Here is a 15,312-nt window from a genome sequence, read left to right on the forward strand (position 1 = left end):
GGTGGACGCGCGGCGCGCAAGCCGCTTGACAGGGTGATGCTCGGCTCCGCTACGCTCCCGGGCAGGCAGGCCGAGGACGTTCCACGATCATGAACGCCGTTTCCCGTCGCGCCGTCCTGGCCGGCCTCGGTGCCGCGGCCCTGGCCCGGCCCGCCACGGCGCAGGATGCCCGTCGCACCCTGCGCGTCGCCATCTCCGGGGACCTCGCCTCGCTCGATCCGGTTTGGACCACCGCGGTCCAGACGCGCTACCACGCCTTCCTCGTCTACGACACGCTGTTCGGAATCGACGCGGAGAACCGGCCGCAGCCGCAGATGATCGGGCGCCACGAGGCCTCCGCGGACGGCCTCTCGCACGACTTCACCCTGCGCGACGGCCTGTCCTTCCATGATGGCAGCCCCGTCACGGCGGAGGACGTGGTCGCCTCCTGGCGCCGCTGGGAGACGCGGGACGCCGCCGGCCAGATGGTCGCGCGCTTCCTGGACAGCCTGCGCGCCGACGGACCGAGGACCGTGCGCGCCCGGCTGAAGGAGCCCTTCGGCGGCCTTATCCCGGCGCTCGCCAAGGCCTCGGCCATGCCGCTCTACGTCATGCCGGCGCGGCTGGCCGCGACGCCGCCGACCGAGCAGGTGCGGGACGCCACCGGCAGCGGCCCCTTCATCTTCCAGCCGCGGGAGCGCGTCGCGGGCGACCGCTCCGTCTATCTCCGCAACCCCCACTACGTCCCGCGGGACGAACCCGCCTCCGGCCTTGCCGGCGGCAAGCGCGTGAACGTGGACCGGCTGGAATGGGTGGTGCTGCCCGATTCCTCCGCCGCCGTCGCGGCGCTCACGGCGGGCGAGATCGACATGCTGGAGGCGGTTCCCTACGACATCGTCCCGCGCCTGCGCCGCGCCCGCGGCGTGACGGTGGAGATGCGGCCGGGCGGCAACCTCGGCACGCTCCGCCTCAACCATCTCAACCCGCCCTTCGACAAGCCGGAGGCGCGGCGCGCCCTCCAGCTCCTCGTGAACCAGCGCGACATTCTCGACGCCGTGGTGGGGGAGATGGGCGGCGGGACGGAATGCGGCTCCCTCACGGGCTGCTCCTTCCCGGAGACGCGGGTGGAGATGGGAACCGAGCTCGTCCTCTCCCGCGACCCGATGGAGGTCCGCATCCGCCGTGCCGCGGAGATGTTCCGCGCCGCCGGCTATGACGGCCGCCCCATCGTCATGCTCCACCCGACCGACCAGCCCATCCAGGGGCCGCCCACCCTGGTCCTGGCGGATGCCATGCGGCGCGCGGGGCTGAACCCGGAGATCCGCTCCTCCGACTGGGCGGGCATCGTTTCGGCGCGCGTCAGCAAGGAGCAGGGACCGCGCGGCTGGCACCTCTTCTTCAACATCGGCGGGTCGCTGCTCGCGGCCAACCCCGCCTATCACATCCAGATGTCGGCGGCCTGCGAGAACTCCTGGTTCGGGTGGCCCTGCGACGCGGAGATGGAGCGCCTGCGCTTCGACTGGGTGCGAGAGACCGACCCCGCGAAGCAACGCACCCTGCTGGAAGCGATCCAGCGGCGCGGGATGGAGATCACCACCTTCATCCCCTACGGCACCTTCCCCATGCCGACCGCCTTCCGCGACAGCGTAGAGGGTATCGTGCGCGTGCCGGAGACGATGGTGTTCTGGAACATCACCAAGAGGGCCTGAGCATGGCGATCCGGCGCGTCCTTCTCGCGGCGGCGGCCGCGCTCCTCCTCGCGGCACCCGCCACCGCGCAGGAACCGCGCGGCACGTTGCGTGCCGTGCTGAACGGCGAGCTGCGCTCGCTCGACCCCGTTTGGACCACGGCGACGCAGACGCGCTACCACGCCTTCATGGTCTACGACACGCTGTTCGGACTGGATTCCGAGCTGCGCGTCCAGCCGCAGATGGTCGAGCGCTATGAGGTCTCGCCCGACAACCTGATCTACACCTTCACCCTCCGCGACGGTCTGCGCTTCCACGACGGCGCGGCGGTGACGGCGGAGGACGTGGTCGCCTCCTGGCGTCGCTGGGCGCTGACCGACGCGGCGGGGCAATCCATCAACGGCTTCCTCAGCGCGCTGGAGGCGGTGGATGCCCGCACCTTCCGCGCCACGCTGAAGGAGCCGATGGGGCAGCTTCTCTTCGCGCTCGCCAAGCCCATGGCGATGCCGATGTTCATCATGCCCGCGCGGCTGATCCGCGACCTGACCGGCCAGCAGCAGGTGCCGGACGCGACCGGCAGCGGCCCCTTCCGGCTGCTGCGGGACCAGTGGGTGCCGGGATCGCGCGTGACCTATGCGCGCAACCCCGACTACGTGCCGCGCGCGGAACCCGCGTCCGGCAATGCCGGCGGCAAGCGGGTGCGGGTGGAGCGGGTGGAGTGGCTCACCCTGCCCGATCCCGCCACCCAGGCCGCTGCGCTGCAACGGAACGAGATCGACTTCGTCGAGACCGCACCGCTCGACCTGGTGCCCCTCCTGCGCCGCGCGCCGGGGGTCGTGGTGCGCCCGGTCTGGCCGACCGGCACCCAGGGCATCCTGCGGCTGAACCACCTGAACCCGCCTTTCGACAACCCGGCGATCCGCCGGGCCATCCAGCACCTCGTCCTGCAGCCCGACATGATCCAGGCGGTGCTGGGCGATCCCGCCCAGGGCCAGATCTGCGGCGCCCTCCTCATCTGCGGCTCGCCCAGCGGCAGCGAGCACGGCGCCGAGGCCCTGACCTCCCGCGATCCCGCGGAGGTCCGCATCCGCCGGGGACGCGAGGCGCTGCAAGCCGCCGGCTACCGCGGCGAACCGATCATCGTCCTGCAGCCGACCGATCAGGTCCCTGGCACCGCCGCCACCCTCGTCTTCGCCGATGCGCTGCGCCGCGCCGGGATGAACGTGGACGTGCAGGCCATGGACTGGGCCACGCTTGTCACCCGCCGCGCCTCCCGCGAGCCCGGCGCGCGGGGCTGGCACACCTTCATGACCACGGGCGGCCCCATGGGCCCGTCCAACGCCGCCTTCCACATCCCGATGTCCGCCGCCTGCGACCGCGCCTGGTTCGGCTGGCCCTGCGACGAACAACTGGAGCGCCTCCGCGCCGCCTGGGTGCGGGAAACCGATCCCACCCGCGCCCGCGCCCTGGCCGAGGACATCCAGCGCCGCGGCATGGAGATCACCGTCTATCTCCCGTTCGGCCAGTTCATCCTGCCAGCCGCGTGGCGGGACAGCCTGGACGGGCTGCTCTCCGTGCCGGAGACGGTGGTGTTCTGGAACGTGGCGAAGCGCGGGTGATGACAGCACGTTGGCCCCGGGGGAGAGAAGGTATTCTCTCCCCCAGACCCCCTCTCATCTATTCTTGCCGGACTGCCGCGGAATGCGGCCCCGTATCCGCCTTCCGCGGCAGCCTTGGAAAAAAAGATGAGGGGGTGGGGTCGGGGGAGGGGGAGAATTCCTTCTCCCCCTCCCCGGGTCCGCCGCGATGAGGCTCTTCGCCGCCTCCCTCGCGACCGAGACGAACACCTTCGCGCCGCTCCCGACCGACCGCACCGCGTTCGAGACGTCCTTCTACGCGCCGCCCGGCCGGCACCCGCCCACGCCCACCCTCTGCTCCGCGCCCGTGGTCGCGGCGCGGGAGGCTGCCGAAGCGGAAGGGCACACGCTGATCGAGGGCACCGCCACCTGGGCCGAGCCGGCGGGGATGGTCGGCCGCGCCACCTACGAAGCCCTGCGCGACGAGATCCTGGACCAGCTTCGGGCGGCCCTGCCGGTGGACGTGGCCCTGTTCGGCCTGCACGGAGCCATGGTCGCGGACGGCTATGACGATCCCGAGGGCGACCTGCTGGCCCGCGCGCGGGAGATCGCGGGGCCGCGCTGCGTGATCGGCGCCGAGTTGGACCTGCACGCGCATCTGACAGACCTCATGGTTCGGTCGGCCGACGTGATCGTGGCGTTCAAGGAATTCCCGCACACCGATTTCCTCGCGCGGGCGCGGGACTTGACCGCGCTCTGCCTCCGCACAGCGCGCGGAGAGGTGCGGCCCCGTCCTGCGATCTGGGACCTGCGGCATATCGGTGGCTACATGACCTCCCGTGAACCGGGGCGGTCCTTCACCGACCGGCTCTTCGCGCTGGAAGGGCGAGACGGCATTCTCTCTGTCTCCGTCATCCACGGCTTCCAGGCGGCCGACGTGGCGGATGTCGGCACGAAGGTGCTCGTCTACGCGGATGGCGATCCGGCCCCGGCCGGCGCGCTGGCGGAGCGGCTGGGGCGGGAGATCCTGTCCTGGGGCCGCAGCGGCAACCCACCCCACCCGAAGCCCGCCGAGGCCGTGGCGCAGGCCCTGGCGATGCCGCCCGGCCCCGTCATCCTGGCGGATCGCTGGGATAATCCGGGTGGCGGCGTGGCGGGCGATTCCACCTTCCTGATCGAGGAGTTGCTGCGCCACCCCGACGTGCCGAGCGCGGCAGGGGCGCTCTGGGACCCGCAGGCCGTCGCCTTCTGCCGCGCGGCAGGCGCAGGCGCCGTCCTGCCCCTGCGCTTCGGCGGCAAGGCCACGGCCGGATCAGGCCGGCCGGTGGACGCCACGGTCCGGGTGCGGGCGGTGACCGACGACCTGCTGATCCCCTTCGAGCAGTCCCTCGTCTCGCTCGGCCCCGCGGCCTGCGTGACGATCGGGACGCTCGACGTGGTGCTCGCCACGGGACGGGCGCAGACCTTCTCGCCGGTCGTGTTCACCGCGCTGGGCCTGGACCTCGCGGAGAAGCGGATCGTGGTGGTGAAGTCCTCCAACCACTTCCACGCCGCCTTCGCGCCGATCGCGGCCGGGGTGATCTACGTGGATTGCGGCGGTCCCTATCCGCCCGATCCGGCGCGCATCCCCTATACGAAGGTCCGGCGCCCCATCTCCCCGCTCGATCCCAATCCCTGGCTGAATGTCTGATAGCTGCGGAGCCCGGCCACGCCGTCAGGCCTCCGCCACGTTGGACCGCGGCGCCAGTCCCAGCCGGCGCAGCACGCCGCGCGTGTCCACCACCAGCCGCGACGCCTCGACCAGCGCCGGGTAGTCCACCCGCGTGTGGTCGGTGACGATGACCGCGGCGTCGTAAGTGCCGGTCGTCTCCGGGGAGAGGGTGACGGAACGGCGCCCGGTCAGCGGCGCGTGTTCCCGCGTGGGCGGGATGACCGATACGTGCGGGTCGAAGAACGCCACCTCCGCCCCCGCTGCCTCCAGCATCTCCAGCACGGCGAAGGCTGGGCTTTCCCGCACATCGTCGATGTCGCGCTTGTAGGACAGGCCGATCATCAGGATGCGGGACCCGTTCAGACTCTTCCGGAACCGCCGGTTCAGCTCGTCCGAGAGCCGGCCGACGACGTAGCGCGGCATGGAGGTGTTGATCTCGCCGGCCAGCTCGATGAACTTCGTGTGCAGGCCGAACTCGCGCGCCTTCCACGTCAGGTAGAAGGGGTCGATCGGGATGCAGTGCCCGCCCAATCCTGGCCCGGGATAGAAGGGCATGTAGCCGAAGGGCTTCGTCTTGGCCGCCTCGATCACCTCCCAGACGCTGATGTCCATGGCGGCGTAGATCACCTTCAGCTCGTTGACCAAGGCGATATTGACGGCACGGAAGATGTTCTCCGTGATCTTCACGGCCTCTGCCGCGCGCAGGGAGCTGACAGGGACCACCGACCGGACGATCGCCCCGTACAGCGCCACGGCCAGGCGCAGCGCCGCATCGTCATCCGCGCCCACGACCTTGGGGATGGTGGTGGTGTCGAACTGCGCGTTGCCCGGGTCCTCGCGCTCCGGGCTGAAGGCGACGAAGAAGTCGGACCCGGATGCGAGCCCGGTTTCCTGCAGGAGGGGAAGCACGACGTCGGTGGTCGTGCCGGGATAGGTCGTGGATTCCAGGACCACCAGCTGCCCGGGCCGGAGATGGGCGGCGATGGTCCGGGTGGTGGAGATCACGGCCGAGAGGTCGGGCTCCCGGTGGCGGTTCAACGGCGTGGGCACGCAGATGACGACCGCATCCGCCTCGGGCAGCAGGCCGAAATCCGCGGTCGGCACGAAGCGGCCGGCCGCCAGCGCCGCCGGCAGGTCGCCCAGCCCGACGTGCTGGATATAGGACGTTCCCGCGCGCAGCTTGCGGCTCTTCTCCGGATCGATGTCGAAGCCGATCACGCGGAAGCCGGCCGCGCAGAACGCCTTCGCGAGGGGCAGCCCGATATAGCCGAGGCCGATGACGCCGATCGTCGCCTCGCGCCGCCCGAAGCGGTCGAGCAGCGCGGCGTCAGGGCCGGCCATCGCGGTCCTCAGCAACGGCTGCGCCGCTCCCGGCTGGCACCGGGCGGGCCTCCGGGATCGCCCGAAGAGCCGATATCGCGATGGAAGGATCCCTCGTGAGGAACCGGGCGCACGGTCCCGGACGGCGATGGACCAAGGTGTCCTCCTTCTCGCGCAGGTTCCCTGGTGCAGTTTGCCCGGGCGCTCACCGAAGACCGCGTTCCCACCGGCGTGCTCCGTTCAACCTATACCCTCCCGCGCCACATGGGCCAGCCGACCGCCAGCCAGGGGTCCGGTGAAGCACCACGTTTCCTGGGCGCGGCGAAGGTCGGCCGTGCGGATGGACCCAACTTGCGGGGGAGAAGGCCGTTGATGGACGCACCCGTCCCATTCCGCCCAGAGACGACGAAGCGCCATGCAGAGCCGAACGACATCGGTGACCACCGCACGCGCCACCCCGGACCTCGGCGCCGGCCGGTCCCGCCTGGAAGCGCTCGCCTTCCTTCTCGACAGCCGGTGGCGGGTGCCCGGCACGGGGATCCGCTTCGGGGCCGACGCCCTGCTCAGCCTCCTGCCCGGCGTCGGGCCGGTCGTCTCGACCGCGCTCTCCGCCTATCTCATCTGGGAGGCGCGCCGGCAGGGTGTTTCCGTCGGAACCCTGCTGCGGATGATCGGGAATGTCGGGCTGGACGCCCTGATCAGCGCGGTGCCGGTCGCCGGCTCGGTCGGCGACGTGTTCTTCCGGGCCAACCTGCGGAACATGGCGCTGCTGCGCCGCCACCTGGAGAGGCAGCGGCTTCCGCGCTGATCGGAATCCCTCCCCCACACAGCGGCGGTCGGGCGCGTGGCCGCCCGCAGGACCCGCCCTAGCCGATCGTGATGCCGAGCTCGCGGACCAGGGCGGTCCAGCGTGCCACCTCGGCCTCGGCATAGGCGCGGAAGGCGGCGGGGCTCTCGCTCGTCACGATGCGCACGCCCTGGCGCTCCAGCCCGCCCGCCACCTCGCTGTCCGACAGGATGCGCGCGACATGGCCGTGCAGCGCCTCGACGATCGCGGCCGGCGTGCCGGCCGGGGCGAAGAGGCCGTTCCACAGCGCCGTCCGCAGTTCGGGAAAGCCAACCTCGGCCGTGGTGGGGACGTCCGGCAGTTGCGGCAGCCGCTCCCCGGAGACGACGGCCAGGGCGCGCAGCCGCCCGGACTGGAGGTGCTGCAGGGCGGTCACGACGTTGAACTCGGCGATCTGCGCCTCCCCCCGCAGGGCGGAGGTGACCATCTCGCCCGCGCCGCGCAGCGGCAGATGGGTGAGCGTGATCCCGGCGCGCCGCGCGAAGAGCTCCATGTCGATGTGCTGGTAGGAGCCCACGCCCGCCGAGGCATAGATCAGCGGCGCCGGCGCCGCCCGCGCGCGCTCCACGAACTCCGCGAGCGTGCGCACGGGGAACTCGCCGGGCACGAGCATGACCTGCGGCGTCTCCACGAGGTTCGTCACCGGTAGAAGTCCGCGCGCCGGCGTCAGCGGGCGGTCCGGCGGGGCCGCGGCGGAGTTGATCGCGTGGGTCGAGACGTTGTTGACGATCAGCGTGTGCCCGTCCGGCCGTTCCCGCATGACCGCGTCGTTGGCGATCCATCCATTGGCGCCGGGGCGGTTCTCCACCACCGCTGTCTGGCCGATGGCGCGCCCCAGCGGCTCGGCGATCACGCGGGCGATGAGGTCGGTGGTGCCGCCGGGAACGAGTGGCACGACGAGCCGCACCGGGCGCGAGGGCCAGGCCTGCGCCCGGGCGCCCCGCGCCCCGAGTCCGAGCGCGGCGGCGCCGAGCGCGGCGCGGCGGCTGATCCAGGCCATTCTTGTTCCTCCCCTTCCGTGTCGCCGCGCAGAGAGGGGCCGGACCACGCCGGCCGGAACGACTACTCCGCGCGGATATTCGCGGTCCGGACGAGCGCGCCCATGGCGGCGTGGTCGCGCGCCAGCGCCCCGGCGAACTCCTCCGGCCCGTTGCCCACGATCTCGTAGGCCAGCCCCTCCAGCCGCTCCCGCACCGCCGGCGTCGCGAGGCTCTCGCGCAGCGCGGCGTTCACGCGCGCGACCACCGGCGCGGGCGTGCCCGCCGGGGCGAGCAACGCGCCCCAGGTGAAGAAGGCGAAGCCGGGAAAGCCGGATTCCGCGAGCGTCGGCACGTCGGGCAGCGTCTCCACGCGCCGTGGACCGGCGGTGGCGACGAGCTTCAGCCGCCCCGTCTCCGCGAAGGGTACGGGCGTGGGCAGGCCGAAGAAGCCGACCGGCACCTCCCCCGCCGCCACCGCGTTCAGCGCGGGCGTCGCGCCGCGGTAGCTGACATGGTTCAGGCGGATGCCCGCCGCCTGCTGGAACATCTCCATCGCGACGTGCTGCGGGCTGCCGGGACCGCCGGAGGCGTAGTCGATCGTGCCGGGCCGCGCACGCGCCGCGGCGACCAGCCCCGCCACATCCCCGGCGGGAAAGGACGACGCGACGGCCAGCCCCCAGCGGATGCGCGCGACCTGCCCGATCGGCGCGAAGTCGCGCAGCGGGTCGTAGCCGGCCGCCGGGTTCATGTTCGGCAGCATCGTCATGACGGCGTCGTTCACCGCCAGCAGCGTGTGCCCGTCCGCCGGCGCGCGCGCCGCCGCGCGCATCCCGATCATGCCCGATGCGCCGGTCTGGTTCTCGATGGCCAGACGTTGCCCCAGCAGATCGCCCATGCGGTCCGCGACGATGCGGATCATCACGTCCACCGCGCTGCCCGCGGCCAGCGGCATGATCACGCGGATCGGGCGATTCGGATAGGCTTCCTGCGCGCGCAACCGGCCCACCGGCCCGGTCGCCGCGAGAAGTCCCGCGGACAGGAGGCCGCGACGCGTCATCTGTTTCCCCCGATGCGGCCGGCGCGTTGACCCGCCAGCTTGCCTTGCGGCCCTCTCTGCGCGGAGGATGGGGCCAATATGAGCCGCCCCGCAAGCGCCGTGGGCCGGGGCCATGGGGGAAGCCAGAGTGACCGTCATCGACGCCCACACGCATGTCCTGACCGAGGCGATGATCGCGGCCATCGCGCGCGACGTGCCCGCGCTGGCCCCGAAGCTGACGCGCGTGAGCGACGACGCGGCGGTGCTGGAGATCCTCGACGTCCGCCAGAACCCCTTCCCCCGCGCCGCCTGGGACCTGGAGCGCCGCTTCGCCGACATGGCCGCGCAGCGCGTGGACATGCACGTGGTCTGCAACATCCCGCACACCTTCCTGTACGAAGCCGATCCGGGCGCGGCCGCCGCCGTCTCGGAGATCCAGAACGAGGCCATCGGCGCGCTGTGCCGCCAGAATTCCGACCGCTTCATCGGCCTGGCGACCGCCGCGATACAGGACCCGGCCGGCGCGGCGGCGACGCTGGAACGGGCCGTGACGAGGCACGGGCTGCGTGGCCTGCACCTCGGCAGCAACATCGCGGGGCGCAACCTCGACGATCCCGCGCTGGACGCGGTGTGGGAGGTGGCGGACCGGCACCGGCTCCTGGTCCTCGTCCACCCGCACAAGGTCGTCGCGGCGGAGCGGATGAAGTCCTACTATCTCACGAACCTGATCGGGAACCCGCTGGAGACGACGATCGCCGCCGCCTCCCTCATCTTCGGCGGCGTGATCGAGCGGCATCCCTCCATCCACTTCCTCCTCTCCCACGCGGGCGGCTTCGTGCCCTTCCAGGCCGGGCGCTTCCGCCATGGCTGGAACGTCCGCGCGGAACCGAAGGCGCGGCTGAAGGGCGACCCGGCGGAGAGCCTGGATCGTCTGCTCTACGACAGCATCACCCACGCGCCCGGCGCGCTGCGCTTTCTGCTCTCCGAGGTCGGGGCGGAGCGGATCCTCTTCGGCACCGACTACCCCTTCGACATGGGCACCACGCGCGGCGTGGAGGAGATCGAGGAGGCGGTCCCCGATCCCGCCGCGCGCGAGGCGATCCTGCGCGGAAACGCCGAGCGGCTGCTCGGCACGACGGCCGCGGCCTGACGCCATGGCGCTGGACCAGGAGACCGAGGCCGCCGCGGCGCGCCACCCCGCATCGGCGATGATCGGCTTCATCGCCGACGTGCTGGTCGCGACTGGATTGCAGGACGCCCACGCGCGCCGCGTGGGCGAGCTCATGGTGGAGGCCGACCTGACCGGCGCCGACGCGCACGGCATCTTCCGTCTGCCCCAGTATGTTCGGCGCCTCCGCGCCGGCGGGATGAATCCGCGGCCCGATATCGCCCTCTCCCGCCGCGGCCCGGCCGTCGCGGTGGTGGAGGGCGACAACGGCATGGGTCACCTCGTGATGTCCCGCGCCGGCGAGGCCGCGGTGGAGATCGCGCGGGAGACGGGCATCGCCTGGGTGGGCGCGCGCCGCTCCAACCACGCGGGATCGGGCGCGGTCTATGCGGCGCTGCCGCTGCCCGCGAGGATGGTCGGCATCTACACCGTCGTCGCCAGCGCGAACCACATGGCGCCCTGGGGCGGCACGGATTCGCTGCTCGGCACCAACCCGCTCGCGATCGCGATCCCGATGGTGGATGCAGACCCCGTCGTGCTCGACATGGCGACGACCGTCGTCTCCTACGGCACCGTGAAGGGCCACGCCCTGCTCGGCACGCCGATGCCGGAGGGCTGGATGGTGGACGCCAAGACCGGCGAGCCGCTGACGGACCCGCGCCGCGCGAAGGACGGCATCCTGCTGCCCATCGGCGGCTACAAGGGCAGCGGTCTCGCCATGATGCTCGGGCTGCTCGCCGGCCCGCTGAACCGCGCCGCCTTCGGGCGCGACGTAGTGGACTTCAACGCCGACGACCGCACGGTGACGGAAACCGGGCACGTGCTGATCGCGCTCGACGTCTCGCGCTTCCTCGACCCCGCCGACTTCACGCGGGAGGTGACGCGGCACCTGGACGACCTCCGCGCCTCCGCCCGCCTGCCCGGGGTGGAGCGCATCCGCCTGCCTGGCGAGATGCGAGCCGCCCGCCGCCGCGACCGCGCGGCGAAGGGCGTGCCGATCCCGGAGGCACTGATGGCCCAGCTTGACCGGCTGGCCGAGGAGACCGGGGCGACGCGGTTGCGGGAACGGTAAAGGCCGGGGGAAGGAGTTCCCCGCCAACCCTATACGTTCGGCCCTGTCTTCATTTTCAAGGCTGCCGGCGAGCCCTGGCGGAAGTGGGAGCGGTCGTCCGACAGGGATGGAGGGCTCGAACGGAGAGCGTTCGGTAAGGCGGCCCTCCCCCGATCTCAATCCACGTGCTCCGCCAGCACGGGACGGGTCTCGCCCGTCTCGACCAGCGTCCGCGTCGCATCCGTTCGCGCGTAGATCCACAGGATCTTCATCCCCTCCGTCTGGGAGGCGTTGATGAAGCGATGCGGAACCTCGGCGGGAATCCAGCTGATGTCGCCGGCCTTGATGTGGTGCCGCTCCCCGTCGATCTCGGCGATCGCGCTGCCCTCCAGCAGCAGGACGCTCTCCTCGCAGTTGTGGGTGTGCAGCGGGATCGCGGCGCCCGGGCCGAAGATCGTCATCCCGTTCAGGAAGCTCTTCGCCCCGATCCGTGGGCCGACGAGCGGGATCGTCTTCGCACCGCCGCCGCGCTCATAGGCCTTCATCGTGTCGGGATACAGGACCACGCCCTTCGGGGTCTCGGTCGCCATGGGTTCCTCCTCCCGCACAGTCCGCGGAGCCGTAGAATGGACGGTGGAATGTCCTGCGGCCAGACAGTCTTGACCGCGGGAACGGTCCTGACCGATGCGTCCCCGTGACTCCGGGGAGGGGGAGAAAGAATTCTCCCCCTCCCCAGACCCCACCCTCTCATCTTCTTTTGTCAGGCTGCCGCGGAAGGTTGAGACGGGATCGCCGCTTCCGCCTTCCGCGGCAGCCTTGAGGAAAAAGATGAGTGGGGGTCCGGGGAGAGAATTCTTTCTCTCCCCCGGAGTCACCCGCACCGCCCCTGCGCGGCCGGCTAGGAGGCGTGGATCGGGGCGAGGGTGTCGCGGAACTGGGCCGCGCAGGCGTCCCAGGACCAGGTCGCGGCGTGGCGCCGGCAGGCCTCGCGATCGGCGTCGAGGGCGGAGAGGCAGGCGGCGCGCAGGTCCTCGTCGAGCATGCCCACCCGCTCCGCCGCCCCGCCCAGCACGTCCAGCGGACCGGTCACGGGGTGGGCGGCCACAGGGGTGCCGCAGGCCAGCGCCTCCAGCAGGACAAGGCCGAAGGTGTCGGTGCGGGACGGGAAGACGAAGACGTCGGCGCCGGCATAAGCGGCGGAGAGGCTGCCGTTGCTGCGGAAGCCGGTGAAGCGGGCGGCGGGGAAGCGCGCCTCCAGCGCCGCGCGGTGTGGCCCGTCCCCCACCACGACCTTCGAGCCAGGAAGGTCGAGCGAGAGGAAGGCTTCCAGGTTCTTCTCCACCGCCACGCGACCGGCATAGAGGAAGACCGGTCGCGGCAGGTCCGCCCAGGGTTCCCTCGGCGCCGGCCGGAAGCGATCGAGGTCCACCCCGCGGGACCATCGCCTCAGCCGCCGGAACCCCCGCGCGTCCAGCTCGCGGAGAAGGGAGGTGGTGGCGGCCAGCGTTGCGGTGGCCGGCGCGTGGAAGCGACGCAGCACCGACCAGGACAGGGACCGTGGCACCCGGGCCCGCACATGCAGGTAGTCCGGGAACATCGTGTGGAAGGAGGTCGTGAAGGGCCAGCCCCGCGCCCGGCAGAGGGCGCGGGCGGCCCAGCCGAGCGGCCCCTCGGTCGCGATGTGCAGGGCATCCGGCGCAAAGCGGTCCACCAGGGCGGCCAGGCTCCGGCGCTGGCCGAGGGCGAGCCGGATCTCGGGGTAGAAGGGCAGCGGAACCGTGCGGAAGCGGTCCGGCCCGATCACCTCCACCGCGTCGCCGCAGCGGCGCAGATGCTCCGCCACGGTCGAGAGCGTGCGGACGACGCCGTTCACCTGCGGGTGCCACGCGTCGGAGACGATCAGGATGCGCGCCCCCGGCGCCAGGTCCCGCACCGGCGTCGCGCTCCCGGAGAGGTCGGTGCCGGGCAGGGCCAGCTCGGCGGGATGGGCGCGCAGGGCGGTGATGTCCCCGGGCTGAAAGGAGCTGGGGTTCCGACGCTCCGCCTCGACGTGCCGCATGCGACCCCTGTTCCGATCCGCCCGCCGTCCTTAGGCACGGGGGCCGGAACCCGGCATGAAGATTGAATGAAGGCAGGAGGACTATGGCCCGGCTGGCCGGACTGGCCGGCGGTAAGAGGCCTTCGGAAACACCGGCGGTGCCCGCCGGACCGGAGCCGTCGCGTCGGGCTGTCTTGCGGCCACGGCGGCGTTCGCGGGGCGTTGAGGAGCGGCGCGGCTCGGACCTGCGGCTACCGCGACCGCTTCACCCCCATCGCGACCGTGTACTCGTCCGCCCGGGCCTCATAGGTCAGGCCGGCGCGGAGCGCCCAGACGTTCTTCTGCATGTGCAGGGGAACCAGGGCCACGTCCTCCATGGCCAGGCGCATCGCGTGCTTGAACGCCTCCTCGCGCCGCGCGTCGTCGGCGGTGCGCAGTCCCTCGTCGACCAGCGCGTCCACGCCGGGATGGGAGTAGCCGGAGAAGTTCGCCGTGCCGAAGCCCTTGTCGGGCGCGCGGGTCGTCAGGATGCCGCGCAGCGCGGTGGAGGGCTCGCCGATGGTCGCCCAGCCGATCAGCAGGGCCGACATGTCGTTGCGCGCCTGGCGCTGCGCGAGCACGGCGAAGGGAATCGCCTCCACCCGGGTCCGCACCCCGATGCGCTGCCACATCTGGCCGATCGCCTGGACGATCTGCGCATCGTTCACGTATCGGTTGTTCGGCCCGATGAGCGTGATCCCGAAGCCGTTGGGATAGCCGGCCTCGGCCAGCAGGCGGCGGGCGCCGTCGGGGTCGAAGGGCGGTGCCGGCAGGTCGGGGACATATCCGTTGGCCCCTGGCGGCATCATCTGGCCGATCGGCGTCGCGGCCCCCTGCATCAGCCGGTCCACGATCGCCTGCCGATTGATGGCGATGGACAGGGCCCGCCGCACCCGCCGGTCCCGCAGCGGGTTGCGGTCCAGCCGCTGCCCGTCCGGCCCGGTGATGTAGGGGGAGCTGTCATGCCCCGTGTCGAGCCTGACGTAGATGCAGCGCAGGCTCGGGATCTCCGAGAAGCCGATCCCCTGCACGCTGCGGAGCCGTGGCATGTCGGCCGGCGGCACGACGTCGATCATCTGCACGTCGCCCGACAGCAGCGCGGCGACGCGCACGCCGTCATTCACGATGAAGCGGTAGGTGACGCGGGACCAGTCCGGCTTCTCGCCCCAGTAATCCTCGTTCCGCACCATCACCACCCGGTCGTCCGGGGTGTAGGAGACGAAGCGAAAGGGCCCCGTGCCGATCATGGCCCGGCCGTTGTTGAAGTCGCCGGTGCTGACAGCGTCGCCCAGGCATTTCGGGATGATGCAGATCTGGCTGAGGTCGTGCGGCAGCAGGGGGTGGATGCCGTGGGTCCGGAACCGGATGGTGTGGGGATCCACCACCTCCCACGCCGCGATCCCGCGGGTATAGACGGCGAAGGAGCCGGGACTGTTCACCACGTTCGGGATGCGACGGAGGGTGAAGACCACATCCTCGGCGGTGAAGGCGTCGCCGTTGCTGAACGTCACGCCCCGGCGGAGCCGGAACTCCCAGGTGGTGTCGTCCAGCGGCCGCCAGGATTCCGCCAGCTCGGGCTGAAGCCGGGCCTGGGCATCCCGCCCGACCAGCCGGTCGAAGAAGTGCTCCGCCACCATGCTGTTGGGGACCAGCGTGTAGTAGTGCGGGTCGAGCGATGTCGGGGGCGCGGCGACCGCCAGGCTGAGGGTATCGGCCGCCGTCTGGGACTGCGCGGCACCGCGGGGCAGCATGGCTGCGCCCGGCAGGGAGAGGAGGGCACGGCGTGCCACCCGGCCCTTCAGTCGGCCCATGCGTGTCTCCATCAGTTCCTGCAGAGGCGGCGTCCTGCCCGGGATCTCCCTTGTCACCGGTGATTCC

Annotated in this window: 12 protein-coding genes; 6 read left to right on the forward strand and 6 right to left on the reverse strand. The window is 71.8% G+C overall.

Annotation, left to right across the window (positions count from 1 at the left end):
• Positions 1-89: 89 nt before the first annotated feature.
• The 3 genes from ACP6CK_RS17705 to ACP6CK_RS17715 all read left to right on the forward strand — a co-directional run bounded on the left by ACP6CK_RS17705 (position 90) and on the right by ACP6CK_RS17715 (position 4,934).
• Positions 90-1,688: an ABC transporter substrate-binding protein gene (locus ACP6CK_RS17705; protein WP_426954622.1), complete on the forward strand. Its 1,599-nt coding sequence runs from the start codon at positions 90-92 to the stop codon at positions 1,686-1,688.
• A gap of 2 nt (positions 1,689-1,690) precedes the next feature.
• Positions 1,691-3,286: an ABC transporter substrate-binding protein gene (locus ACP6CK_RS17710; RefSeq protein WP_426954623.1), complete on the forward strand. Its 1,596-nt coding sequence runs from the start codon at positions 1,691-1,693 to the stop codon at positions 3,284-3,286.
• Between the two features lie 187 nt (positions 3,287-3,473).
• Positions 3,474-4,934, forward strand: a complete 1,461-nt coding sequence (locus ACP6CK_RS17715; protein WP_426954624.1) for a M81 family metallopeptidase — start codon at positions 3,474-3,476, stop codon at positions 4,932-4,934.
• A gap of 24 nt (positions 4,935-4,958) precedes the next feature.
• Here the strand turns inward: ACP6CK_RS17715 and ACP6CK_RS17720 are convergent, their stop codons facing one another.
• Positions 4,959-6,296 (reverse strand): nucleotide sugar dehydrogenase, encoded by a 1,338-nt coding sequence (locus ACP6CK_RS17720; protein WP_426954625.1) that lies wholly within the window; start codon positions 6,294-6,296, stop codon positions 4,959-4,961.
• A 415-nt stretch (positions 6,297-6,711) separates the two neighbouring features.
• On the opposite strand from ACP6CK_RS17720, the gene ACP6CK_RS17725 reads away from it, so the two are divergent.
• The gene (locus tag ACP6CK_RS17725) at positions 6,712-7,083 is read left to right on the forward strand and encodes a DUF4112 domain-containing protein (RefSeq protein WP_426954626.1); all 372 of its coding nucleotides are present in this window, start codon (positions 6,712-6,714) and stop codon (positions 7,081-7,083) included.
• Positions 7,084-7,141: 58 nt separating this feature from the next.
• On the opposite strand, the gene ACP6CK_RS17730 is transcribed toward ACP6CK_RS17725, so the two are convergent.
• Together ACP6CK_RS17730 and ACP6CK_RS17735 are read right to left on the reverse strand one after the other, a co-directional pair.
• Entirely contained in the window at positions 7,142-8,122 is a 981-nt protein-coding gene (locus tag ACP6CK_RS17730) for a Bug family tripartite tricarboxylate transporter substrate binding protein (protein WP_426954627.1), read from the reverse strand.
• Between the two features lie 62 nt (positions 8,123-8,184).
• Entirely contained in the window at positions 8,185-9,159 is a 975-nt protein-coding gene (locus tag ACP6CK_RS17735; RefSeq protein ID WP_426954628.1) for a Bug family tripartite tricarboxylate transporter substrate binding protein, read from the reverse strand.
• A gap of 127 nt (positions 9,160-9,286) precedes the next feature.
• On the opposite strand from ACP6CK_RS17735, the gene ACP6CK_RS17740 reads away from it, so the two are divergent.
• Together ACP6CK_RS17740 and ACP6CK_RS17745 are read left to right on the forward strand one after the other, a co-directional pair.
• Positions 9,287-10,288 (forward strand): amidohydrolase family protein, encoded by a 1,002-nt coding sequence (locus ACP6CK_RS17740; protein ID WP_426954629.1) that lies wholly within the window; start codon positions 9,287-9,289, stop codon positions 10,286-10,288.
• 4 nt (positions 10,289-10,292) lie between these two features.
• Positions 10,293-11,378, forward strand: a complete 1,086-nt coding sequence (locus ACP6CK_RS17745) for an Ldh family oxidoreductase (RefSeq protein ID WP_426954630.1) — start codon at positions 10,293-10,295, stop codon at positions 11,376-11,378.
• A 155-nt stretch (positions 11,379-11,533) separates the two neighbouring features.
• On the opposite strand, the gene ACP6CK_RS17750 is transcribed toward ACP6CK_RS17745, so the two are convergent.
• The 3 genes from ACP6CK_RS17750 to ACP6CK_RS17760 form a co-directional block, all read right to left on the reverse strand.
• Positions 11,534-11,947: a cupin domain-containing protein gene (locus ACP6CK_RS17750; protein ID WP_426954631.1), complete on the reverse strand. Its 414-nt coding sequence runs from the start codon at positions 11,945-11,947 to the stop codon at positions 11,534-11,536.
• 308 nt (positions 11,948-12,255) lie between these two features.
• A complete protein-coding gene (locus tag ACP6CK_RS17755) occupies positions 12,256-13,416 on the reverse strand; it encodes a glycosyltransferase family 4 protein (protein WP_426954632.1) in 1,161 nt (386 codons plus the stop codon).
• A 230-nt stretch (positions 13,417-13,646) separates the two neighbouring features.
• On the reverse strand, positions 13,647-15,245 hold the full coding sequence (locus ACP6CK_RS17760) for an ABC transporter substrate-binding protein (protein WP_426954633.1): 1,599 nt from the start codon (positions 15,243-15,245) through the stop codon (positions 13,647-13,649).
• Between the last annotated feature and the right edge of the window lie 67 nt (positions 15,246-15,312).

Origin of the sequence: Muricoccus radiodurans, from assembly GCF_050154705.1 — a bacterium.
In the GTDB taxonomy this organism is placed as follows: Bacteria; Pseudomonadota; Alphaproteobacteria; order Acetobacterales; family Acetobacteraceae; genus Roseomonas; species Roseomonas radiodurans.

Coding starts and splice junctions, on each gene's coding strand:
- ACP6CK_RS17750 (WP_426954631.1), bottom strand. CDS start 11,947: ATGGCGACCGAGACCCCGAAGGGCGTGGTCCTGTATCCCGACACGATG.
- ACP6CK_RS17755 (WP_426954632.1), bottom strand. CDS start 13,416: ATGCGGCACGTCGAGGCGGAGCGTCGGAACCCCAGCTCCTTTCAGCCC.
- ACP6CK_RS17735 (WP_426954628.1), bottom strand. CDS start 9,159: ATGACGCGTCGCGGCCTCCTGTCCGCGGGACTTCTCGCGGCGACCGGG.
- ACP6CK_RS17745 (WP_426954630.1), top strand. CDS start 10,293: ATGGCGCTGGACCAGGAGACCGAGGCCGCCGCGGCGCGCCACCCCGCA.
- ACP6CK_RS17710 (WP_426954623.1), top strand. CDS start 1,691: ATGGCGATCCGGCGCGTCCTTCTCGCGGCGGCGGCCGCGCTCCTCCTC.
- ACP6CK_RS17705 (WP_426954622.1), top strand. CDS start 90: ATGAACGCCGTTTCCCGTCGCGCCGTCCTGGCCGGCCTCGGTGCCGCG.
- ACP6CK_RS17730 (WP_426954627.1), bottom strand. CDS start 8,122: ATGGCCTGGATCAGCCGCCGCGCCGCGCTCGGCGCCGCCGCGCTCGGA.
- ACP6CK_RS17715 (WP_426954624.1), top strand. CDS start 3,474: ATGAGGCTCTTCGCCGCCTCCCTCGCGACCGAGACGAACACCTTCGCG.
- ACP6CK_RS17760 (WP_426954633.1), bottom strand. CDS start 15,245: ATGGGCCGACTGAAGGGCCGGGTGGCACGCCGTGCCCTCCTCTCCCTG.
- ACP6CK_RS17720 (WP_426954625.1), bottom strand. CDS start 6,296: ATGGCCGGCCCTGACGCCGCGCTGCTCGACCGCTTCGGGCGGCGCGAG.